Origin of the sequence: Legionella santicrucis (assembly GCF_001468135.1) — a bacterium.
Lineage (GTDB): Bacteria > Pseudomonadota > Gammaproteobacteria > Legionellales > Legionellaceae > Legionella > Legionella santicrucis.
This window is the reverse complement of the sequence record NZ_LNYU01000072.1, coordinates 1-24709: the sequence shown is the minus strand read 5'-3', so window position 1 is coordinate 24709 and position 24709 is coordinate 1. Positions and strand designations below refer to the sequence as shown.

Below are 24709 nucleotides of genomic sequence, written 5' to 3'. Positions count from 1 at the left end.
GAGAAATCCATGTTTACTGGAATAATTGAAAGAAAAGGTGTTGTGATCAGTAATTGGAGCCAAGATGGTGCTAATCGGTTGATTATCTCGTCCGCTTTTGAACAATTACAAGTAGGAGAAAGTATTGCGGTTAATGGTGTCTGTTTAACCTTATTACCTTCTGATGGGTTAGATTTGTGCTTTGATGTTTCTCCTGAAACTTTGAGTCGAACTACTTTAGGTCGTTTAAAATCAGATGATGAAGTGAATTTAGAACGCGCTATGCGCGCATCCACACGTTTTGGTGGTCATTATGTGAGCGGGCATGTAGATACAATCGCTCAAATTCATTCTATGAAGCAGATGAATGAGTTTGTTGAAGTAGAACTTAGTGGGTTTGACTCTAATGCAATGTTGTATTTAATCCCTAAAGGGAGTATTACTGTTGAAGGGGTGAGTTTAACGATTAATTCGGTTGCTGAGCAACGCATTAAATTAATGCTTGTTCCTCATACATTATTGAACACCACCTTGAATTTTTTAAAGCCAGGGCAAGAAGTAAATATTGAGTTTGACTATCTTGCTCGTATTGTTGCCCATCAATTACAAGTTGCAGGAAAATTAAGCGCTCAGATCCCGTTATGAATTAAAAGGAGTAGTTCATGACCCAATATAGAGCATCTCGATGGCCTCATCTTTTTTTTGCCACAATAGCTATTGGTGTTTTCTCAGGTTTGGGTGGAATGTTTTTGGCTATATTGCTGCATTTTTTGCAGCATTTGGCATATGAGCATACTGTATTTCCTATTCTTGGAAATGAGAGCTTTCTGTTTGTTGCAAGTGTGGCAACTCCATCGATGAGAGTTATTATTTTATTGCTTTGTGGTTTCATTGCAGGATTTGGTTGGTGGGCTGTTTTCCGTTATGGAAGGCCTTTAGTGAGTATTGCAAATGCAATTAAGTCACCTAGACCTTATATGCCTATAAAAACTACTGTGGCACATGTGTTGCTTCAAATTATAACAGTTGCCTTAGGATCACCTTTAGGACGTGAAGTCGCCCCTCGAGAGTTTGCTGCTGTATTTGCATGCTGGCTCACTAATAAAATGAAACTACATCCCAAGGAAAGTCGAATACTTGTGGCCTGTGCTGCTGGAGCAGGACTTGCAGCGGTCTATAATGTTCCCTTTGGCGGAGCCATGTTTACTTTAGAGGTTTTACTTGGTACTTTTCATCTATTTGCAGTGATTCCTGCAATTACTACGGCTGCTATAGCAGTGGTCATATCTTGGATTGGTCTGGGTAATCAGTCCTTATATCATATACCCTTTTTGGTTCTTGATACCTCAGTGGTTTTTTGGGCAATTATATCGGGGCCTCTTTTTGGTTTTACCGCATATTGGTTTAAAGAAATGACAATCAGAGCTCAAAGTAAGGCTCCGCGTGATTGGAAAATCATCGTATTTTGTTTATTGAATTTTTTTCTCATTGGTCTCCTGTCAATCTATTTTCCAGAAATATTGGGGAATGGCCGATCTGCCGCCCAGTTAGGATTTGATGGAAATATGTTAGGACTAGGGGTAGCTATAGCCTTATTTATACTTAGAGTTTTAATTGTCTGTACCAGTATACAGGCGGGCGCTTCGGGTGGATTACTGACTCCTTCTCTTGCAAATGGCGCTTTAATGGCGGTTATTCTGGGTATCCTTTGGAGTTATATATGGCCTGGAATATCTGTATCTGCTTTTGCGGTAATAGGCGGTGCAGCATTTCTTGCTGCGGCACAAAAGATGCCAATCACAGCAATTGTGCTTATCATTGAGTTTACTGGAATTAATTTTAGTTTTTTCATCCCTATACTTTTTTCTGTTGCAGGCTCAATCAGCATGTTTAATTATTGTGCGCATAGGCGTTTAGTTATGGTGATCAGCTGATCTTTTTTCCATGTTACTTGAATGGCGTGTACGTGGAGGAGGAATTCTGTTATTACTATTTATTTTATGATAAATTGACGTTCCTTATCGTTTTAAATTTAGGATATTCTTAAATGCTCAAAGTAATGACTATAGTTGGAACAAGACCAGAATTAATCAAAATGTCTCGTGTCATTGCTGAATTTGATAAGCATACCCAACATGTTCTAGTTCATACTGGCCAGAATTTTGATTATGAACTCAATCAGATTTTTTTTGATGATTTAGAAATTCGTAAGCCGGATTATTTTCTTGATGCAGCAGGAGACACAGCTGCACGTGCTATTGCTCGGATTATTGAAAAAGCAGATGAAGTTTTGGAAAAGGAGCAGCCTGATGCTCTTCTTCTGTATGGTGATACAAACTCTTGTTTGTCAGTGATTCCTGCCAAGCGACGCAAAATACCCGTCTTTCATATGGAGGCAGGTAATCGATGCTTTGATCAACGGGTTCCTGAAGAGCTGAATCGTAAAGTACTCGATCATTTGAGTGATATTAATCTTGTATTATCAGAGCATGCTCGTCGCTATTTAATTCAGGAAGGGATCCCTGCAGAGCGAGTTATTAAAACTGGTTCGCACATGCAGGAAGTACTGAATCATTTTATGCCTAAAATTTTATCATCAAATGTTTTATCACAACTTGATTTAAATCCACAACAGTATTTCTTGGTGAGCAATCATCGCGAAGAAAATGTGGATATTCCGGCGAATCTAAATGATTTACTGGAAACCTTATGTGCGTTAGCAAAAGAATATGATATGCCTATTGTTGTTTCAACGCATCCAAGAACAAGAAAGCGTTTGGAAGCGCTCAATGTGACTCAATTAGATTCGCGGATTCGTTTTTTAAAACCTTTTGGTTTTCTAGATTATGTTAAATTACAAATGGAAGCTTATTGTATTTTATCGGATAGTGGCACAATTACGGAAGAAGCTTCCCTTTTAAATTTACCGGCAGTTACTATACGCAATACGCATGAACGACCTGAGGGAATGGATGAAGCTACTTTAATTATGTGTGGGCTTAAATCCTCTAGTGTTCTAAACGCAGTGCGCATTGTCACTTCCCAACACGAGAAAAATTCGCGTATATTTGCCCTGGTTTCGGATTATGAAGGAGGGTGTGTCTCGAAAAAAATAGTCCGAGTTGTGACTAGCTATGTGGATTATGTCAATCGAGAAGTATGGTCAAAAATGGAATAGCTCTAGGCTATTCACTAAGGTTACCCCAAGCTTTGGACGACGCCCTTAGAAGTACACTTGATCCAGGGAAGAATGCAATCTGCATGTTGACGGTATTAAAAATATCCCTATATCTAAATCTTCTGGGAGTTCATTGGTTAAGGATATAAGCTTGGGAGCTCCTACGAGCTCTGCGTTAAATCCAGTGCCAATGACGTCTTTAAATACCGCATCAGCACATCAGACAGAAGAGTTAAATCCCAATGACCAACAATTACAACGAACAGAAACAGAACCAACAGCAACGAACTGTAGTCTTTAACTGAACATCTTTAACTGAATCTTTAACTGAATTAGTTAAGACATAATCTGACACAAGCACTCGAAAAAGTGAGAGTTTCCAGTTTAGAGCCAACCAATAATCATGCGAAACAAGGCTTAAGACCAGCAGTTATTTGGAGAAAAAAATATTTTGGAACTCGAGCAGATTATGGTTCTGACTTCGTTGTCAGAACCATGTCTATTATTACGTCTTGCAGACTAGTCTAAAAGTACATTTGGAGCCTTCTCTCAAATCTTAACTTCCTATTTTTTAGGCTAAACATCCTTGATTTTTGCTATCCCCACCTGACCTATTATTCCTCTGAACGATACAATTTATATTCTTTGAAAATACTGATAGAGTTTCGTTTTTTCCCATCCTGGTTGCAGTTTTAGTGTTAATAAAAGAGGGATATTGTTGATGTCTTTCAAGTAAGCAATATCTTGGATGCAACTAGCATCAGTACTGGAATATTCTAAAGAATCAACCCAATAAGAAGGAAGAAATGCTTCATCAAGAATATCTTTGCCTGATCCATTGTGGAAATTATAAATGGGTAAAAAATAAGTTATTGCATGTTCAGTAGGAAGAGTTAGGGTTTCTTCAGCATTTCCAAAAACAGGCGCTCTTTCAATATAGTGTAGCTTTAATGAAATTTGATTTAATGGACATTTTTCTTTGCTTGTGATTTTAAGATAAACAGTATCTAAATAAGAGGATTGACGATCATTGTTTTTTAAAGGTAGTTCTATAATATAGTGCTTATTTTCTTCATTTAAAATGGGGTTAATCGTTTGCGTCTTCGCCACTAAATAATTGTTAAATAATTTATTTAAATGATCTTCTTGGTAAAAACGTAATGAGATTATAGAAATACTCAAAATCGCAAAACTCATTATTACGGTTACCGAAATTACTTTCCATCGCGCCCCTATTCTGGATTTAATCTCTTCGAAAAGGACTTTATTCGATTTGTTTTGGATGAGAAAAACGCATTGTTGACACAAAAAGCCAATGAACCACAAACCAACAAATTCTAAATAAAAATAATGCCTAGGATCAAACTGTAAAACAGGGTAAGTCCCCAAATAAAGCAAAGCAAATAATAGAAATAATGCTTTTCTCAATTGAAAAAAGGATATGGTTGCTGTCACCACAAATGGAAGTATGGCAATTATATTTCTTAACGGAATATAGTTAACCATTTTATACCAAAATCCGTGAGCAAAAATTAATGGAACTTGAAGCAAACTCGCATAAATTCGAACCAAAAAATCCGCAGGGAATGTTGATAAGTAATTCAATAAAAATAGGGTGCTGTAATAACTATAATTTTTTGTGGCGGTTGGAATTAATCCTACAACTCCGTAAATTCTTTGGGAAAAACTATTAACAGCAGTAAATGGAATTAAATCTCGATAAGCAGGAATCACTGAATAAGTTTCAGGTTGTCCTAAACCTAAGCTTGGAGTGAATGAATCTGCTAATCCAAGAATAATGATATGGGCAAGATCGCCACCGCCATGATGATGTAAGGCATTTAAAACAGGGAAACCAACAACAAAAAAACTGATCAAAAAAATAACTATTGCGGTTAATTTATCTTGAATGGCATTTTTATCTACTTTTACAAAAAAGAGTACTGTTATAAGAAAAAATGGCAATATTATTAGCAAGTCTATTCTAAATCCCAGTCCCAACCCTAGCAACATTCCAGAAAAAACAGATAATAAAAGTAGTTTTTTTCTATTAGGAGGTGTGACCACCAATTTTCCCAGGATGCAGACTGCGCACAGTAAAAAAGGAGCAACGGAATAATCTCTTAGCTGGGTCACATAATACATTTGCAAAAAAGAAACAGCGACAAATAGTGCGAAAAAAAAGGAGAAAAATTGGTTCATCCCAAGACGAAAAATAAAATAGGTAGCGAGCAAGCTAATACTATACAAAATCAAAAACAAGGGAATTAAATGATTCCAATTGACACCAAATATTTTCCATAAAACTCCTGCACTTAAAATCATATAATGTTCTAAGCTCTGGAAATAATTAAGTGAAGTTGAATGCTTTTGGGCAAGATTTTTACATTCAAAAGTGCTTGTTTTATTGTCTAAGAAGGATTGCAAAGAACTGCTTATAGATACAGGGTTGGCAAATTCATAACCACACGCGAACATTACTGCGGGCGCGAACTCATTTTGGTAAAATATGGATGGATAATTTTTATGAGTAATCGAATAATAAGTATAAAAATTACCAACTAATAACAGAAGAATGGGGAGTACTATTTTTTGCCAAGAGATGACGGATCTTAACTTTTTTATATTAAAGAACCTAATGCTCAATGAAGTAGCTTTTGACATTGAGTGTTTATCCCACTATTTCTGTATTTAAACTGAGTACTTGCTGATGGAGTTCATTGGGTTTTGATGGCAATAGAAGATCAGTATGATACTCATCAATTTGTCTCAGTGTCATTTTGCGCATATCCTCCCCTTTTTCATAAGCGCGATACCAAGCAACGGTTTTTATCAAAGTATTCTCTAAATTCCAAACGGGTTTCCAATTTAAGCTTCGTTTTGCTTTTGAGCTGTCCAACTTTAAAAGAGAAGTCTCATGTAATTCTGGTGAGGAGGCATATTGAATACACAGTTTACTATCCCATAATTGTTTGACTTTATGGATTACCCAATCAACCGATTTAATATCATGTTCTTCCGGGCCAAAATTCCATGCTTGCGCATAATCATTAGGTAACAAAAAAAGAAGTCGCGCTAGCTGCAAATAGCCGTAAAGTGGTTCCAGAACATGCTGCCAGGGGCGCAAGGCGTGTGGATAGCGTACAATGAGTTCTGATTCGTTCAAAACGCTGCGTACTATATCAGGAATAAGTCGATCTTTGGCCCAATCGCCGCCGCCAATAACATTACCAGCGCGTGCCGATGCTAAGCCACAAGGATATTCTGTGTTTTTATAGTAGGAATTACGGAACGCTGAGGTAATTAGTTCTGCGCAAGCTTTGCTATTACTATAAGGATCATAGCCACCTAAAGCATCTTCCTCTCGGTATCCAATCAGGGATTCTTTATTTTCATAACATTTATCAGAGGTCACATTGACCACCGCTTTTGTTGTTTTTGTAATTCTGATTGCTTCAAATAAATTTACAGTACCCATAATATTGGTTGCATAGGTCTCTCTGGGATCTTCATAAGATCTGCGTACTAAGGACTGTGCTGCCATATGAAAGACTATTTCAGGTCGATGTTCGGTGAACACAGTTTCAAGGCTATTAAAATCGCGTATATCCCCTATAAGACTGACCATATTTTGGGAAACATGAGCAAGGGTAAATAAATTTGGGGAGGTAGGGGCATCAAGAGAAAAGCCTACTACTTTTGCTCCCAATTGTTGTAACCATAAAGCCAACCAACTTCCTTTAAAGCCAGTATGCCCAGTAATTAAGACTTTTTTGTTTTTCCAAAAAGATAAATCCATTACCAGATTTTCCATGGAGCTTGTTTGCTTGCCCATAATTCTTCCAAATAGTTTTTGTCTCGCAAGGTGTCCATTGCATACCAAAAATCTTCATGTTGGAATGCAGACAGTTGATTATCTTCGGTTAAGCGCTCCATGGGTTCGCGTTCCCAAATAGTTGTATCATCGCGAATGTATTCTATGACTTGAGGAGATAATACAAAAAATCCTCCATTTGCCCATCCATTACCACCATAAGGTTTTTCTTGGAAATTAATAATTTTTTCTCCGTCTATGTTTATGGCGCCAAATCGTGCGGGAGGTTTAATTGCTGTGACTGTAGCAAGTCTATTTTGTAATTTATGGAATTTAATTAATTGGGTGATATTTACGTTTGCAACCCCATCACCATAAGTAAAACAGAAGTCTTCTTCTCCTAGGTGTTCTCTTATTCGTTTAAGACGTCCGCCTGTCATAGAGTTTTCACCTGTATCAACTAAGGTCACTCGCCATGGCTCAGAGTAACTTTGATGGATTTCAGTAGTATTTCTTTTCATATCGATGGTTACATCAGAAGTATGATAAAAGTAATTAATGAAATATTCTTTGATTAGATAACCCTTGTAACCTAAACAGATAATAAAATCATTAATATTGTGAGCAGAGTAAATCTTCATAATATGCCATAAAATTGGTTTTCCTCCAATTTCAATCATGGGTTTGGGTTTTAATAGTGTCTCTTCACTTATTCGGGTTCCCATACCCCCTGCTAAAATTACTGCTTTCATAGAATGTACCATCCCTTCTATTTTTTATGCTGCTTTGTAATAAATACTAAATGTTTATTACCTAAGAAGCTTAAGCCAGATGTTATTATTATGGTAATAATGCCGCTTAATGAACTATTATTCAGAAAGCTATTGCCTATTTTTAGTAGGCCAATGCTTATTAAGTAAATGACACAATATAAGACTATAAATTTAATTAATAGTGTTTTATCATTATTTTTGAAAACCCATTTGCCTGTAGCTTTAAAACTAAAAAGCATACCTACACACCAAGTGATCGATATCGCATAGATATAATAAACACCTAATTGGCTAAGAATTAAATAAAAGAAGCAACTAAAAAGAGTATTGATGCTGCCTACTAAAATATATCGACCTAGCTGATTATCAATTTTAGAAATGATTCTAATCTGACTTTTTTCTCTTCCCATCCGTATGATTTTTTGAACAAATACGCTTTTATACAAGTTGATGCTCATAATGATTTTGAAGAAAGTGTGTAATATTGTGCGCCAAGCGGTAACCATCCTAACATACGATCAAATTTTTGAAATAAAGGGTTATCAAAAGGCGTAAATAAAATATAAGTATTCTTTAATAACGTTAGTCCGGCTTGTTGCATCATTTTTCTCATTAACTTACTGCGTATTAATACTGCATCTTTATCAAGAGGGCAGTTTTTGACTACTTTGAGCGTGAAAGGATTCAGCGGATTATGCTCGAATATAACAACCAAGCCATTGATTTTTACTACTCGTTTCATTTCTTGTAAAAAATCATTCCACTGTTTTGGGGGAACATGATGCATGACGCAAATTGCATAGGCAACATCAAAAGTGTTTTCAGCATAGGGTAAAGTGATGCCATCATATGTTTGATAAGCAACATTGGGGTTCGTTGTAAGGGCAATATCGATCACGGAAGAGGCTACATCGACTCCAGATAATTTAAGCTTATTATTATTTGCTAAAAGATAAGGATGAATTAAGCCATGTCCGCACCCCACGTCTAATACATTAATTTCACGATGGTTTTTTAAAAAACTATTATTGTGAAATAAATGAGTTAAACAATCTGCTTTGATTCGAGTAAAAAAATCATGGGAAAGGCCAGAAAATGCCAAAGATTGATTTATTTGCTCCGAATATGACTCGCTGTATAAATCAAACTCCGCAGGTGCTTTAGGCGTAGTATTCTCTTTATTATGCATATTTAATTCTTATTAATAATGTTTGGAAGATTGATTGACCTTTCGATTATTGTTAAGGGATGATAGCGTAGCTGTTTATATATCCTACCTAAATATTCACCTATAATACCTAAAAAGATAGCATTCAATGCCGTAGAAAATAGAATTAATACTACCTGTGTTGTAAAACCTGAAGGCCAATTTCCATTCAGAAACTTACCAAACATATAAAACAGTGCTAATAAAAAAGTTGTACTAGCAACAAATAGACCAATAAGTGACGCAAGGCGTAAAGGTACAATCGAATGGCTAATAATACCGTCCATGGCTAATCCAAACAAACGAAAGAATGGAAATTTGCTTTTCCCATGTTGTCGGGCTTGGCGATCATAAGGGAATGTTATCTGTTTGGTTGCCAACATGGAAATCAATCCTCGAACATAGGGTGTTGCGTCATGGAGTGTTTGCAGTTTATCAAGAATTGAGCGGTCCACTAAGCGAAAATCGCCACCATCAATGGTGAGATTGTCCTCGGAAATACGTTTTAGCAATCTATAGAATATTTTGCGGGCGCTTTGTAACAAATAGTTTTCTTCGCGTTTGTTTCGTTTGCCTACTACGACATCATGTCCCATTTCCCAGTAAGATAAAAGTGTCTCGAATAGAACGGGAGAATCCTGTAAATCACAATCTAATTGAATAGCTGCATGACCTTGTGCTAAACGATAACCCGTTAACAACGATTTGTTGAACCCAAAATTTCGAGTAAATCTTGCGATTCGTACGCGGGAATCACGCATTGCAAGTGTTTGCAATTCTTGATAGGTATTATCCACACTATGGTTATCGGTAAAAATGATTTCAAAGTCATACTTATTCGATAATTGATTTTCAAAAACGTGTTTCACTGCTTCATAAGCTCGATCTATATTGCCTTCTTCATTAAATACAGGGATCACTACAGAAATGAGGGGCCTATCTTTTTGATCATGCTTGATAATACTAGTATTGATCTTGTCCATAATGCATAGAGTTTGGGAATCTTGTTTTTGAAAAAAATTTAAAGTATCGTATCACATCGCAATTTTACTATCAAATGGGCTTATGTACTCACGATCAGGAACAAAAAGCAGGCCAAATCATAACCTTTCACCAGGATTTTTACAGTACTGCCAAATTTGTGGTTCAGAAAACTTAGAGCAAGTACTTGATTTACGCAATCAACCTCTTTGTGATAGTTTGCTCACTGTTGAACAGCTCAAGGGACCTGAGACTTTTTATCCTTTATGCCAGATGTGGTGCAAAGATTGTACCCTTTCTCAATTGAATTATGTGGTGCAAGGGGAGGTGGTATATCATCAGGATTATCCCTATCGAACGGGTGTAACTCGAGAATTAGTGGCCTATCAACAACAAATGGCCATGGAGTTGGCCCATGATTTAAATCTTTGCCCTGATGATTTAGTGTGTGATATAGGTTCAAATGATGGCACATTGTTGTCTGCATTTAAGGCACAACAAATGCGTGTTATGGGGATTGAGCCAACCAATATTGCTCACATAGCAAATCAAGAAGGAATTGAAACGATTCACGCTTCTTTTAATCAAGAAATTGCACAACAAATCGTTAAAACGATAGGGCGGGCAAAATTAGTTACCGCTACAAATGTGTTTGCTCATATGGCGTCGTTAGGTGATGTAATAGAAGGCCTTGAGACTCTAGTTGCTGATGATGGTTTTTTTGTTCTTGAAAACCATTATTTAATTCCAGTGATGGAGCGGCTACAATTTGATACTATCTATCATGAGCATTTACGTACTTATTCCCTGCGCTCATTAATTACTTTATTCAGTTATTATAATTTTACTGTGATTGATGCTAAAGAGGTGTCGCGATATGGCGGAAATATTCGTGTTTATGTTGCGAAAGGAAAAAACCATACTCCAAAGGCATCTGTAAATGAGCTACTGGCTAAAGAAGAACGAATAGGGTTATCAAATCCTGATTATTATCGACAATTTGGTCAGAAATCGATTAACCTGAAAAATCAATTACTTGAGTTTATTGTGCAGTGTAATCAAAAAAATTTAAGTATTGTGGGAAATTCTTGCCCAGGTCGGTGCAGTACTTTATTAAATTTTGCTGGAATAGGACCTGATTTGTTGCCTTACTTGGGCGAACAGCCAACTTCATTGAAGTTAAATAAGTATTTACCAGGAACTCACATTCCCATTGTTAACAATCAGCGTTTGATTGATGAGCAACCAGACTATGTGGTTCTTTTAGCCTGGCATTATGCTGAGCCGATCATGGAACAATTGCGCGCCCGCGGTCTACGTTCTAAATTTATTCTTCCTATGCCAGAGTTTAAAATTATTGAGTAATTGCATTGATAAATTTGGTGTGTCTTTTTGGCGGAGGGCGATGGTCACGAGTCTTGCTCTCCGTATTGCTTGAAAACTATCCTGATCTTACGGTTATTTGGGTCACCAAAAATAGTTATGCAGCTAATGTTAATTGGTTGAAAAGACAAAACATTAAAAATGTATTGCTTACTTCTGAAGAAAATCAAGCTTGGGATTTACGCCCCCAGGCAGTAATTGTTGCAACTTTATCAAGCACGCATTCTAAATACATTCAGCAGGCCATAAGCTTAGGAATTCCTGTTTTATCCGAAAAGCCATTCAGTTTTAGTGTGAGTGAAGCACAAGAATTGGTTACTCTAAGTAAGCTCAATAAAGTTGCTGTTGGCGTTAATTTTGAGTTTATGTATGCGAGCTATTTACAGGATTTTGCAATTTATTTAAAAAATACTGAAGTTTCTACTCTAGATCTTATTTGGCAAGATCCCTTTTGTGAATCACGACATAGCGAAAAGAAAATTGGTGATATCTATACACCATTAATGCATGATAGTTTTCAACATTGTTGGTCATTACTTTATTTTTTATTTCCTGATGAAAACCTGAAAATCACTTCTGTTGCTTATAATGAAGAACATTCTGTCGCTGTAGTAGAGGCCGTTTTGGGGATAAAAACGATAAATGTTTGTCTTTCTCGCAGAGCATCACGCAGGATTCGGAAAATTGTGGTCAATGGAGGAAGCATTGTTCTTGATTTTGCAAGTGAACCAGGAGTTTTATTAGTTGAGCAAAAAGTGATTCAAAATCAATGGAAAGGCCATCGTCCTCTTCTGTCTGTTTTTAATAGTTTCTTTAACGTAATTGAGGATCCGCAATTACTGCAGGAATGGCCACTTAATATCTGTAACTGTTTCGCCGTAGTTGGCTTAAGTGAACACGCTACAGAATTATTAGAACAAGCCCAAAAAGGATGTATTGAGAAACGACACCCACTTTTGGCAGAAGATATGATTACCAGAAATTTATTAGTGGATCTTTTTCTACCCAAACTCACAGTGCTTGGTGAATATCATCAAGCATCTAATTTGGAAGAACAGCTTATTTTCTCAAACCACATTATAAATATGCTGGCGTCGACTTCATAACAAATGTTAAAGAATTAATTGTTTGGAGCAGGGAAATGGGCAACGAGCATTCTCGAGCCTGTCGATGTTAAGTGCGCTTCATCCCAGGTTATTAACTCCTTTTTTTTGCCAGCAATCGCTGTTGTCAAACACCCCTTTTGGTTACATAGAATATTAATAGGAGAAATATAATTAATATGTTGTGTTTTTGCCAAAAGGGAAAGTTTTTTATCAAGTTCTTGGGTGTGTAAATCCACTTCCAGCGCTAAGCGTTCAGGTATGGTTCTGAGTCTGTTTTTTCTAATATTATTTAATAATAGTGTAGGTAAAGTATCTATCCAGCTTGGGACTGGACCTATAAGAGTAATTTTTGTTATTCCTACACGCTGTAATTGCTTAATCGTAAACGCTACTTTTTGCCAATCATAAGCGATCCATCGTGCGGCTAAAATGACTTCATTTGGTTTTTCTTCTTTTATCCGTTGAAATACAAAGTCGTTAATTTTTTTGCAGTGCGGGCGATCGGATTTATCCATTCCTAAAATTGGTGGGCAAGCAGAAGCAGTTAATTGAGTAATGCTTCTGGTCATTTTTAACTGTTCTTCTAACCCTGGATAGAGATGAGCAGCATGAGAGTCACCCCACAAAAAAACAGATTTATATGTTGAATTACCAATGGTGCAACTCTTTGTTTTAAAGGCATGATAATTTTGATTTGGTTTTAAAAAACAACTACCTTCTCTATAAACAGTGCGATAATCATAATCAGCATAGTTATTAATCTCATTCATCAGCAAAGGAAAGCGAAAATGAAAACCCTCGTATTTATAGGTGATAAATCCTAAACTACCTGACAGAATAATTAATAGGGCAAGAGAAAGGGTTATTGGTTTTTTATATAAATTATAACGAATGGGTTTTTCGATAAAACAATAAATAGACCATGCACTTAAAACACTTATAAAGCAAATAAAAAGACGGATCTCCCATTTTAAGCTGTTTCCAGTCATTATTCGCGCAAATGATAAAAGAGGCCAATGAATTAAATAAATAGGAAAACTAATCAAACCAATCCATATTAAAATCTTATTTTTCAATATAGTTCGATTAATCCAAGCTTTTGGTCCCCCAGAAATGATCAAAAATGCTCCCATAGTAGGCAATAGGGCCCAAAAGCCAGGAAAAGATTTTTCTTGATTAAGTAGTAGAACGCTTATCACGATAAATATTAAGCCTAAAATAGATTGTAAGTTGGCATGTTTTGCAAAATAATTAGATTGATGTAACTTAAAATAAGCAAGAATCCCACCAATAAGGAGTTCCCAAAACCGAGACAAAGGTGAATAAAAACTGGCGATTGAATTTGTTTTAATATAAATAAGATTCGTTATAAACGATAAAACAATCAAGGCCATTAAAATAAAAAGGTTATATTTTCGTTTCCAGAGAAAACTGATTAATAAAGGCCAGAAAATATAAAATTGCTCTTCAATAGCAAGTGACCATAAATGTAATAATGGTTTGGTTACCGCACTGTGATCAAAATAGCCTGCTTCGTTCCACAAGGTAAAATTAGAAATAAAAAATGCGCCAGAGGCAATATGTTTTCCAAGTTGTTTATATTCATTTGCAAATAAGAGACACCAACCGATGATGTAGCATCCAATAAGCGTGACTATTAGAGCAGGAAAAATACGCTTGATTCGTCGCGCATAAAAATGGAGATAGTTAAATTGATTATTCTGTAAATTTTTAAAAATAATCGAGCTAATAAGAAAGCCTGAAATAACAAAAAATACATCCACACCAATAAATCCACCAGGCAAACGTTCCGGAAAAGCATGAAAAATTAATACAAGCAAAATGGCGATGGCGCGTAAGCTATCTATATCTGGTCGATAGCCCAATGTACTTTCCTCAAGAATCAGCTGCTTTGATGGAAGAGAGCGGATGATGGTTGAATCCTTGTTCAATTAAAAACAATAAGAGAAAATTTGGTTGCAACTATAATGTAAAAAGAGTCAATTTTTCAATAGAACTCGTTACAAACGTGACGGTAGCGGTCAATTGCTTCGTCTTCCCTAATCCCTCACCCTTCTTAGTGAATTCTTGGGTGAAATAGCGAATTTTATTGTGATTGATGTGGTGCAGGAGATATGTATAAGTCTCCAGTGTAAAAAGAGGAGGGATTTACATGGGCAATTTTTTCTTTTAGTTTCAAAAATGGAAGCTCTAATTTGTAATAAGAAATTGCTGAAATTGTAAAAGTGGTGACAGTAATTGCGAGATCTCTCAAAAAAGGGCTAGAGAAATTTTGCCCTGTAAGGATTTCAACTACAGGATAATGCCAAAGGTATAATCCATAAGAGATTTTTCCTATCCAGCATAATAATCTAAGTTCAAGTAAATATTTAAGTGGTGCCAGTGGACAATATACTGCTGATGCGATTAATAGTGCTGAAAATAAGGCCGCAAGACTGAATAATCCCTGATAGACTTCACCGTGAGTTAGAAAATCCGGTATTCCTAACCCTATCAATCCAATGAAAGCAATCATTCCCGCCCATGATAAAAGAACCCGACTTTTGCCTTTGGGGACAATGCCCCAATTTACAAGCCATGCAACAAATACCCCATAGAAGAGATTATCGAGGCGCATGTCAGTGCGAAAGTAAATCCAAAGTGAGGAGCCTTCATGCCAACAGATAAAACGTGCTAGGGCTGGTGCTACTATTCCGATCAATAAAAAAAATAAAACTACTTTGCGCGGTAGTTTCAATAGGATTAGTAATAAACAAGGCCAGACAATGTAGAATTGTTCTTCAACAGATAAGGACCATAAATGATTATACATATGTTGATGGTGTTCAACGATGTAGCTCCAATTTTTAGTTACTGACCAATCTGCCGATAAAGTCCAATTCCAAATATAAAGCATGATACGCCAAGCATCAGATAATGCTGATAAAAACTTCGAAAACGGAAGCATAATTCCCGTATAAAGTAAAACACCAAGTAACACTCCAAAAAGAGCTGGGAGTAGGCGTAACGCGCGTCGCAGATAAAACTTATAGAGATTGATTGATGCATAACGTTTTTGTTCTTGTAACAGAAGAGAGGTAATGAGAAAGCCGCTTAAAACAAAAAAGAGATCCACACCAAAAAAGCCTGAGCTCAAAATACCTATATGAGCTCCAAACACCATAAGAAATGCAATACCACGAATCCCATCCAAAGCGAGAATACGCTTTGTATCAATGAAACTCGGATTAGACATTCTTATCTCCTCAAAAGCATTTATAGACGTAGTTTGGTTACTTCCTTCCTAAATCCTAAAGATGATGCGCTATATGAATTACATGATTGTAATTCTTAATGGCGGTAAAACTAGCATATTTTCCAGGTCATGCAAACTAAAATCAGAAGCAGAGTTGCGTCACATGAAATAGAATTTTTTTAGAGTCTCATTTAATTTGAGGGGGTATCGCTGCATGCTTATTTTTCATTAAGTTAAAAATATTGTGGTAAGAACTACATTTGCTTCTTATAATTCTCTAAAATGAGCAATCCGCCTTAATTAAATAAAAGAATAATCAGATCTGAACTAACTTTAATCCAGCAGATTGTTTTTTTATTCAATGTTTAAAAAGTTGTAATTTTAATGAAAATTTACAGTAAATTATTACAAACCTCTTTTTTTTCCGGAGTATCAACACTCGTTAAAATTTTAACTGGCCTATTGAGCCTAAAAATAATTGCCTTGTACACTGGACCTGAGGGGGTAGCTATTCTTGGTCAGTTTATGTCATTGGCCAATATTTTCGCCACGATTGCTGGAGGCGGGATTGCTTTAGGGGTTATTAAATATGTTGCAGAATATGCCCAGACAGGAGAGCTTCAGAGTTTTTTACCGACAGCGGCCCTTTATACCTTAGTATTTTCTATTATTACGACGTTTCTAGGTTTTATTTACAGTCAACAATTGGCGGAATGGATTTTAGGTTCGATTCAATATGCATATTTGATGCGCTGGACGGCATTTGTTCAATTATTTATTGCTCTGCATTTATTATTGTGCTCCATTTTAAATGGGTTTCAACAAATTCGCTTGCTTGTTTGTATCACGATTATTTCCAGTTTGTTGAGCCTTGTAATCATGGGCAGTGTTGCTGTTTTATATCCGTTAAAAAGTATTTTATGTTCTTTTGTAATCGCACAGTCTTTGGCTATTGTTATTTCATTATTATTTGTTTGCCGCAAAGATTGGTTTTACCTCTTATTTTCATTGAAAATCAAAAAAAAATATTTAATTAATTTGTTGCGTTATTCATTTATGAGTAGTGTCAGTACATTAACTGTCCCTCTTGCACAAATCGTTGTTCGTAATGACCTAAGTACCTTGTTTGGATGGGAGAGTGTTGGTTATTGGCAGGCTGTTGTACGTTTATCAGATGCTTATTTATTGTTTGTCACTGCAGCATTAACCACGTATTATTTACCGCGTTTATCAGAGTTAAAAACACCCCAAACATTAAAACAAGAAATCAGGGACACTCATCGAATTTTTATGCCGCTTATTGGATTTATTTTAATAGTTATTTATCTTTTTCGGGGTCTTATCATTAACCTTCTTTATAGCAAAACATTCGCCCCAGCAACGGAATTGTTTTCTTATCAACTTTTGGGCGATTTTTTTCGCATAGCAAGTTGGCTATTTACTTATTTGCTCTTAGCTAAAGCATGGACGAAAACATATGTTTTTACCGAGGTTATTTTGAGTATCATTTTTGTAAGTCTTAGTCATGTGCTTGCGAGAACATATGGATTACCAGGGGTGACCTATGCCTTTGCATTAACGTATTTTGTTTATTGGTTACTCATGGGCATTATTGCGTTTTTTTACTTTAAGCAAGAAAATAAAAACTATAAATTAGCAATCACTCCATAGTTGCATTGGCATTGACTTAAGAAACGGGTTGTCACTCACTTAAGGAAAAATGGACTATTGTTTTTGCGATAATGACAAGCTTCTTAAGTCAAGGGCAGTGCTCTTTGTGTTCTTGCATCTCCCTTTGCCTGATGCGAGAAAAGATTATTTCCTTTGAACTGACTACAGCGCAAGGAAGGTATTCATAAGTAGACAATTTGAAGGGACAGGTGTTATTCTACGCGCCACTAGAAATTGCAGATGGATTTTAAGTTGTTTATTAGTTTTTCATATTCTTATCTTTTTTTATCTTATATAGTTTAGAACCTAAATATGGACACTTATCGATACTGTAGATTAAATGAATCAAACTTTGCGGATTTGATACGCTTGATAAAAGTGGTCTATGGTGTTGATGTAAATGTTGATCAATTTAAAAAGAAATACACAACTGATTGTTTTGGAGCCTCTTACGTGGGCTATATTGCTTATCATAATGAAACCAATGAAGCCGCAGCCTACTATGGAATTTTACCGCTTCGAGTCAAGCTCAATGAAACTGTTGTTATGGCTGCTCAATCCGGTGATACTATGACCCATCCGGATCATCGAAATAAAGGTTTATTCGTAGCACTTGCTCAATTGACCTATGAGCTTGGAAAAAACTTAGGTATCCAGTTTGTATATGGTTTCCCTAATAAAAATTCTTATCCTGGTTTAGTGAGAAAATTAGGTTGGACGCATGCTTATGATATGCTTTCTGTGAATTTGTTTGTACCTACTTTGCCCTATGCGCGTTTGCTGAAAAAAAAGAAACAAGCAGCTTGGCATAGCAATATTTTATTAAGTTTATTAAAAAAATGGTTTACAGCGCATGACGTCTTGCCTGAAAAACTCCTTTCTTTTCAAAAAAATGCAGAGGGAGTCATACATGATCATGATTTTTTTAATTATAAACTTGGTCATAATTGTATTCTTCTACAATATAAAGAGGTTTTTTTGGTTTTAAAAGTTGAAAATGATAACATGGGCATTGGGGCTCTATATAATTATGGAAAATCTTCTGATGCAAGAAAGGCATTGCGTAGATTGAAATTTATTTGCGCGTTAATGGGGATTATGAGGATTAAAACGTATTGCTCACCCAATAAATTAACGAATATTAATATGGGAAAGCTTGGGTTCTCTAAAACGAGTCTGGCTTATTGTTATATTAATTTCAGCGCTGATGCTGATTTAGGAACACTTAATTTTACCTATTTAGATTATGATACCTTTTAGACCGTTTCTGCGACATAGCTACCTTTCTATCTTGGGAAATTTCAAAAAAATTTCTCCTTGCGTACACATTTTAAATGGCCATATTATTGGTGATCAAAGAAAGCGGGGCGAGTACAAATTTCGCCAATTATTACGAGGTTTATCGAATCATGTTGACTTTGTAAATGTAGAAAAAGCATGTGAGTTAATCATAGCAAAAACCCAACTCTCCCGTCCTGCTGTAGCATTTACTTTTGATGATGGGTTTGATGATTGTTATCATGAGATTGCTCCTGTTTTGGAAGAGTTTAATGTCAACGCTGCTTTTTTTATTAATCCTAATTTTACTTATGGGGATGAAGAATATATTCGTAAATTTCTTAAGGATAAGGCGCCACATCTTGCATTTAGACGACCAATGAATGTGGACATGATACGAGAACTACATCATAGAGGCTTTATTATTGGTGCTCATGGTTCAGATCACGAGCGCTTACTAAGCAGTGATTCAATGTTTTTGGAACATCAAATTACAGAGTGTAAGAGAAAAATAGAAGATATGTTACAAAATGAGTGTGCGTATTTTGCTTGGCCTTATGGCAAGTATTCTGACATTTCTGAACACGCTATGGAGATGGTTCAAAAATTATATCGATATAATTTTAGCTCTGATAAATATACTTATTATACCTCAGCTACAGTATTTAATCGTAGGCATTTCGAATGTAATTGGCCAGCAAACCATCTGTATTATTTTCTTTCAAGCCAACGACGACATGAACTCAGTTAACTGTTTGGTCTGTTCATACTATATAAATAGTGTTTATAATCTGGATAATTTACATGATGATGGTTTTCAATCCAGTAATTCATATTTGTATTAAAGATTATATAAAAGGAAGATGATGTTGGAGAACCCACAACCTTTAGTTTCTATTGTCATTCCTGCTTACAATGCTATGCCTTATTTGGAGGAAGCAATAGAGAGTGTTTTGTCGCAGGATTATCCGAATATTGAATTGATTGTTTTAAATGATGGTTCAACAGATAACACAGCTGAATTTTTGCAAAAATATAAAGATCAATTTTATTATGATTCGCATGCGAACATGGGACAAGCTGCAACGCTGAATAAAGGATGGCATTTAAGTCGCGGAGAGATTATTGGTTATTTAAGTGCAGATGATCGCTTAACCAAAGATGCAGTAAGTACTGCAGTAAGCACTTTTCTGGAAAACCCAGATATTATCTTAACTTATCCAGATAATTTTGTGATGAATAGCCAATCTGAAGTCATTCGTAAATATACAGCACCAGAATATGATTATTATGATTTTATTTTTCATGCAAAATGTAGAATTGGGGTAGGCTCATTTTTTTTAAAAACAGCATTCAATCAAATCGGCGGCTGGGATAGTAAATACCGTTTGATGCCTGATTATGCATATCAATTACGTTTAGCAAAACTAGGTAAGTTTAAGTACATACCTAAAATACTGGGTTATTCTCGAGTACACTCTCAGGCTTTATCTGCTAATAAAGTGAGCCCTGAAACGGCTGATGAATTCATAACAGTGATGAAAAATGAATTAACAATGACTACTGATAAAAAATTAATCGTTTTAAAAGACAAAATATTAAGTCGGTCTTATTTATTTGCAGCTAGAACTCATTTAGAGTCAGGCCGTTATAAAACAGCAATGCGTTACTTGGGGATTACGATAAAACTTGATCCAAGCCAATTTTTTAAACAAGACATGTATCGAATTATTTTAAATTATTTTACAAAAAGACTTTATCTAAAGAAATTACCGAAGGTAAATAAATGACTGTGAAGATACTTAACTTTAAATATGGGCTTGCTTTAGTTTTATTTCTTTTTCTTTTATCCATGCTGGGATTAAATTCTTATCAAGGATCTTCTCTTTATTATTTTACTTTTGACATCATTTGGTTAGCAGTTCTTTTTTCTGCATTTTGTTGTTCACAAATGTATGTCATTTGTTACATCCAGATCATGTTATTCCTGGGATTTTGGGTAAAACTAATGGCCCATCTTATTTTAGGAGTATTTTTTGTTGAACCGACGGGATATTGGACCGCTGCATTTGCAAACCCCGAGGCATGGGATCAGGTATTGTTGACATCGAGTTTAGCTGCGTTTGGAGTTTTGTTGGCTAATTTATTGTCTTTCTTAGGTATGAAAAAGAGCCTGCAAAGAAAAGATGAATTCAATATCCCTCAATGGTATCTCAAGCACAGTAACTTCCTCTGGTATTTTCTCGTTTTGCTAGGCATAGCAATGAATATCATCAATTCCATTTACCATATTTCAGTGACAGGATTAAGACCCCAGCTTGTATTGCCATTTCATTTAAATGCGTTAATGATTTGGAGTATGGTAATTGTTGTTCCTTTATGTATGGCTACATTTTTAGGATGGGAGCGCGATCCAGAACAAAAAAAGAAGCGATTTTATTGGGTTTGCTTCATGGCGTTTATCACTACCTTATCTGTCTTAAGCCGGGCAATTTATATTTTCTGGACTTTGCCTTATCTATTAATTCTGTTTTCTAGTTCTGGCTTTTCTTTGAGAAGATTATCTTTATGGGAAAATCGAAGGGTCATTTTTACTTATTTAACTTTTGCAGTGCTGTCTTTAATTTTAGTGAGTATTATTCGGGCACAATACTATACAGCAGATACAGAAAATTCTAAGGAAATCGCCGAGATAACTACCTCTCAACTAGAGGAGAGGGTTACAGAAAAGAGATTTTCTAATCAATTGAAAAAACTCTTTGTAGGACGCTGGGTGGGGTTGGAAGCTGTTATGGCGACCACTGCTTATCCACAATCAAGTTGGACTTTCTTTAAAAACAGTGTCCTAGAAAAGCCTTCTGTAGGCGATGTGGGATGTTATACACGTTATGTATTAAAACTTAATAAATATGTTAACGCTACTCCAAAAACTATGTTTTCATCACTGCCAGGTTTAGTGGGTATATTAAATTACGCTCATTCCAGCCTTTTAGTTTTTTTGGGTATGTTTGGTGTTTGTTTTTTATTGTGCTCTATAGAGCGGATAAGTTTTTTTATGTTGGAAAATAAATTGGTACTTTCACAACTAGGATTAATATTGGGCTATTGGTGTGTTTCAGGATTAAATATTCCCTATTTAGGCTTCATTAATTTATTAGAATGTCTTTTTGTTTTATTATTATTAAAATTAATTGACCCATGTTACAACTGGGTTATGAAGTATTGGTCCAAGAGATCCTTTCCTGCTAGAGCATGATTTTTCATTATGAAACTGAGGAAAAATAATATAGTGCTTAAAAAGGTTACTGTTGTTAATGCTACAGCACTTAATTCAGGTGGTGCGTTATCGATTTTACGTCAGTTTTTATCTCATGTTCATGATGATGAAATTTATTATTTTTTTATTCATCCTTCTCTAAATTTTACTGTGGAAAATGAGAATATTTTTTTGATTAAAAAGGAAATAACTACGATCACAAAAAGGCTTTTTTGGGACAGTTGGGGACTCAGGCGATGGTTAAGAAAGCAAGGCATAGAAGCTAAAAGTATAGTATCTCTGCAAAATACTTCCTTAGCTTATCATAAGGATATTCCTAAAATTATTTATTTACATCAAGGCCTGCCTTTGCATGCGCAAAAATGGTCTTTTCTCAAACGTCGTGAGAGGCGGCTTGCTCTTTATAAGTATATCTATCCTTTATTTATTTTTTTGCACGTAGATAAAAAAACAAAGTTCGTTGTGCAAACTCAATGGATGAAACACGCTTTATGTGCTCGTTTCAAACAAAAAGAAGAAAATGTCTATGTGATTAAGCCCGATATTTTGCGAAAAGACATCAATAAGATTACTCCATTAGCATTACCTTACCAGTATACCTTGTTTTATCCCGCAACCAGTGCGCCTTTTAAAAATCATGAAGAGCTCATTTATGCTTTAAATGAGTTTAAGAAAAAAGATGCAGCAATCTCAATTGGGCTTTATTTAACAATTACCGCAGCGGAAGATAAAAAGCTAACTGAATTGATTCAAAGTTTAAATTTGCAAGAAAATGTTCATTTTTTAGGTCCATTAAGCTATGAGCAAGTCCTTATTTATTATAAATCATGCACTACGGTAGTTTTTCCTAGTTACATTGAAAGTTTTGGTTTGCCCTTGGTGGAGGCTGCCATGTTTGGAAAGCCATTAGTTGCTATTGATGAGGATTATGCGAAAGAAGTAATTTCTAGTTATCCTGGTGCATTATTTGCTCCACGAAACGTTCCTGAAAAATGGATGAATGCCATAGAGAAGTCGTTTTCCTATACGAATATTACTCCCTTTTCCCCAAGCTATGAGACTAGTTGGGAGGACTTTTTCACATTAGTGCATAAAGAATAGATTTTTTTTAAAATCTGGATTAAGTCCTTGATTTAGCGATCCAGTACAATTTATATAAACGGTTTGGAAGGCGCTTCTTGTATATTTTCTTGCTAAGAAGTGGGATCTGTTACTGATGCTCTTGCATGTAAGACATCCTTTTTATATCTAAGTAAAAAGCGTTCTCCCCACGCTATTCCGGGTTTTTCAATAAATTTCCAGGACAAATGCGCCAGACTAACAATAAGCGCTAAGATAGCAAGTACTAATAGATTATTTCCCAACAACGAATAGGTAGTGAGGTAGCGAATAAATTCACCAGTCTGAGGTTCTTTTAACATGGGGGCGAAATTATGGTGACTTAATGCGGAGACAACTATAGATGCACTTATCAAAAGAAAAATCACTGCAAAATGAATCATATAAATGGAATAAGATAATTTTCCTAATCTCATAAAAAAAGAATGTTTTAATAAGGAAGAGAAAAAACCACCCTCTAGAGAATAGACAATGATCACCATACAAAACCAAATGCTAGCAATGATTTCTTGATGATTGATATTCCAATTTAAAATAACGAACATCATGAGCAAACCTAATCCTTCAAGTAGCGTCAGGATTTGTTTTGATAAAGGATAACTTAAGATTCTTTGGTAAATATAATATGCGAGGGTACCGGCAAAAAAACAAGAACAAACCCGTAAAATATTATTATTAAGAATATCTAAATTCATTCCTAAAGAAAAAAATGAAAATCCAGAAATAAGGGCAAAAACAGAAATGCTAAATTTACGGCTTGATATGAGTATTACAGCAAAAAGCATATAAACATACAGCTCTGCACTAATACTCCATGACGGACCATTAAATGATAAGGGATCCGCTTGATTAAACCAGGATTGCAATAATAAAAGATTGGGGATGATTTCTTTTAATGAATTCCTTCCTGAAAACGCATGACCGTTAAAATTAAATCCTTTCATTTCAGCGTACCATTTACCACATTCAAAAAGAATGAATAAAACAAGCATAAAAAAATGTAGTGGATAAAGACGAAATATTCGTTTGATGATGAATGGATTAAAATCATGATAATTGTTTAAGACATTCTTATAGGTATGAAATAAGACAAACCCGCTTAAAACAAAAAAAAACTCTACAAATAAATGAGCGTTTCTAAAAAAATTAAGCTCGGTGATGGTGCTGGGGACATGCAAATGAAAGAGGGCTACAGATAGTGCACACAGTCCTCTGAAGCTATCAAGCACAATAAAACGTTTCGTTTGTACCATTAAGATTTATTCATCCGGTTTTTGATGTCATTAGTTTATAACAATTGCATGTACTTGAAAATCTTAAATAGATTCGAAGCGATTAGATAAAGTTTCTTGAGTTATATCTTAAAGCTTGGTAACTATTCTGCCTTCTTATAAATAGGCGCCACGTCTTTTCTGAGATGGTAGCTATATGGGGTATTTTTTCTCTAAAAATCCTACTTATTTCATAAAATAAAGGTTCACTCATTGAGGACTCATATAATGAAAATACCTTGTGTGCAAAAGTAGGTGTCAAAATGAAATTATTATTAACTTTGTCGGAAGATTATCCACTCGATCTTTATGTGAAACAGTTAAGAAATGGTAATAGGTCACTGGTGATTAGCAAAAACCAAAGATTTTTTCCCGGAGAAATGATCCATCAAAATCTGCGAGCAAACATCAAAGGC

Annotated in this window: 21 protein-coding genes; 12 read left to right on the top strand and 9 right to left on the bottom strand. The window is 35.4% G+C overall.

Annotated features, from left to right (window positions below; translation table 11 throughout):
* The first annotated feature begins 9 nt into the window (after positions 1-9).
* The 4 genes from ribE (at position 10) to Lsan_RS22130 (ending at position 3458) form a co-directional block, all read left to right on the top strand.
* Positions 10-624 (top strand): riboflavin synthase, encoded by a 615-nt coding sequence (gene ribE, locus Lsan_RS12665; protein ID WP_058514596.1) that lies wholly within the window; start codon positions 10-12, stop codon positions 622-624.
* Positions 625-641: 17 nt separating this feature from the next.
* The gene (locus tag Lsan_RS12660; RefSeq protein WP_058514595.1) at positions 642-1913 is read left to right on the top strand and encodes a chloride channel protein; all 1272 of its coding nucleotides are present in this window, start codon (positions 642-644) and stop codon (positions 1911-1913) included.
* Positions 1914-2026: 113 nt separating this feature from the next.
* Positions 2027-3157, top strand: a complete 1131-nt coding sequence (gene wecB / locus Lsan_RS12655; protein ID WP_058514594.1) for a non-hydrolyzing UDP-N-acetylglucosamine 2-epimerase — start codon at positions 2027-2029, stop codon at positions 3155-3157.
* Positions 3158-3308: 151 nt separating this feature from the next.
* Positions 3309-3458: a hypothetical protein gene (locus Lsan_RS22130; protein ID WP_157068310.1), complete on the top strand. Its 150-nt coding sequence runs from the start codon at positions 3309-3311 to the stop codon at positions 3456-3458.
* Between the two features lie 335 nt (positions 3459-3793).
* Here Lsan_RS22130 and Lsan_RS12650 read toward each other — a convergent pair whose 3' ends face one another.
* From Lsan_RS12650 to Lsan_RS12625, 6 genes are read right to left on the bottom strand one after another with little or no spacing between them, the layout of a single operon-like run.
* Positions 3794-5821 (bottom strand): hypothetical protein, encoded by a 2028-nt coding sequence (locus Lsan_RS12650; protein ID WP_058514593.1) that lies wholly within the window; start codon positions 5819-5821, stop codon positions 3794-3796.
* 7 nt (positions 5822-5828) lie between these two features.
* A complete protein-coding gene (gene rfbG / locus Lsan_RS12645; protein WP_237762125.1) occupies positions 5829-6992 on the bottom strand; it encodes a CDP-glucose 4,6-dehydratase in 1164 nt (387 codons plus the stop codon).
* A complete protein-coding gene (gene rfbF, locus Lsan_RS12640) occupies positions 6956-7723 on the bottom strand; it encodes a glucose-1-phosphate cytidylyltransferase (protein WP_058514592.1) in 768 nt (255 codons plus the stop codon). Before rfbF ends, rfbG begins: the two co-directional genes overlap by 37 nt.
* A gap of 17 nt (positions 7724-7740) precedes the next feature.
* Positions 7741-8154 (bottom strand): GtrA family protein, encoded by a 414-nt coding sequence (locus Lsan_RS12635; protein ID WP_237762126.1) that lies wholly within the window; start codon positions 8152-8154, stop codon positions 7741-7743.
* Between the two features lie 44 nt (positions 8155-8198).
* Complete coding sequence (locus tag Lsan_RS12630; protein WP_058514590.1) at positions 8199-8933, bottom strand: class I SAM-dependent methyltransferase; 735 nt, start codon at positions 8931-8933, stop codon at positions 8199-8201.
* Between the two features lie 2 nt (positions 8934-8935).
* The gene (locus tag Lsan_RS12625) at positions 8936-9934 is read right to left on the bottom strand and encodes a glycosyltransferase family 2 protein (protein ID WP_058514589.1); all 999 of its coding nucleotides are present in this window, start codon (positions 9932-9934) and stop codon (positions 8936-8938) included.
* A gap of 82 nt (positions 9935-10016) precedes the next feature.
* Here Lsan_RS12625 and Lsan_RS12620 point away from each other — a divergent pair, with 82 nt between their 5' ends.
* Positions 10017-11297: a class I SAM-dependent methyltransferase gene (locus Lsan_RS12620; protein WP_058514588.1), complete on the top strand. Its 1281-nt coding sequence runs from the start codon at positions 10017-10019 to the stop codon at positions 11295-11297.
* Positions 11298-11302: 5 nt separating this feature from the next.
* Positions 11303-12421: a Gfo/Idh/MocA family oxidoreductase gene (locus Lsan_RS12615; protein WP_058514587.1), complete on the top strand. Its 1119-nt coding sequence runs from the start codon at positions 11303-11305 to the stop codon at positions 12419-12421.
* Between the two features lie 14 nt (positions 12422-12435).
* On the opposite strand, the gene Lsan_RS12610 is transcribed toward Lsan_RS12615, so the two are convergent.
* Both Lsan_RS12610 and Lsan_RS12605 read right to left on the bottom strand, forming a co-directional pair.
* A complete protein-coding gene (locus Lsan_RS12610; RefSeq protein WP_058514586.1) occupies positions 12436-14307 on the bottom strand; it encodes an acyltransferase family protein in 1872 nt (623 codons plus the stop codon).
* Between the two features lie 221 nt (positions 14308-14528).
* The gene (locus Lsan_RS12605) at positions 14529-15677 is read right to left on the bottom strand and encodes an acyltransferase family protein (RefSeq protein WP_058514585.1); all 1149 of its coding nucleotides are present in this window, start codon (positions 15675-15677) and stop codon (positions 14529-14531) included.
* A gap of 384 nt (positions 15678-16061) precedes the next feature.
* On the opposite strand from Lsan_RS12605, the gene Lsan_RS12600 reads away from it, so the two are divergent.
* From Lsan_RS12600 to Lsan_RS12575, 6 genes are all read left to right on the top strand, one after another.
* Positions 16062-17348, top strand: coding sequence for an O-antigen translocase (locus tag Lsan_RS12600; protein WP_058514584.1), 1287 nt, complete (start codon positions 16062-16064; stop codon positions 17346-17348).
* A gap of 312 nt (positions 17349-17660) precedes the next feature.
* Entirely contained in the window at positions 17661-18608 is a 948-nt protein-coding gene (locus tag Lsan_RS12595) for a GNAT family N-acetyltransferase (protein ID WP_058514583.1), read from the top strand.
* A complete protein-coding gene (locus tag Lsan_RS12590; RefSeq protein WP_058514582.1) occupies positions 18595-19377 on the top strand; it encodes a polysaccharide deacetylase family protein in 783 nt (260 codons plus the stop codon). Before Lsan_RS12595 ends, Lsan_RS12590 begins: the two co-directional genes overlap by 14 nt.
* 115 nt (positions 19378-19492) lie before the next feature.
* On the top strand, positions 19493-20416 hold the full coding sequence (locus Lsan_RS12585; protein ID WP_058514581.1) for a glycosyltransferase: 924 nt from the start codon (positions 19493-19495) through the stop codon (positions 20414-20416).
* On the top strand, positions 20413-21882 hold the full coding sequence (locus tag Lsan_RS12580) for a hypothetical protein (RefSeq protein ID WP_058514580.1): 1470 nt from the start codon (positions 20413-20415) through the stop codon (positions 21880-21882). Before Lsan_RS12585 ends, Lsan_RS12580 begins: the two co-directional genes overlap by 4 nt.
* 33 nt (positions 21883-21915) lie before the next feature.
* Positions 21916-23004 (top strand): glycosyltransferase, encoded by a 1089-nt coding sequence (locus Lsan_RS12575; protein WP_058514608.1) that lies wholly within the window; start codon positions 21916-21918, stop codon positions 23002-23004.
* 92 nt (positions 23005-23096) lie between these two features.
* Here Lsan_RS12575 and Lsan_RS12570 read toward each other — a convergent pair whose 3' ends face one another.
* Positions 23097-24275, bottom strand: a complete 1179-nt coding sequence (locus Lsan_RS12570; protein WP_058514579.1) for an acyltransferase family protein — start codon at positions 24273-24275, stop codon at positions 23097-23099.
* Between the last annotated feature and the right edge of the window lie 434 nt (positions 24276-24709).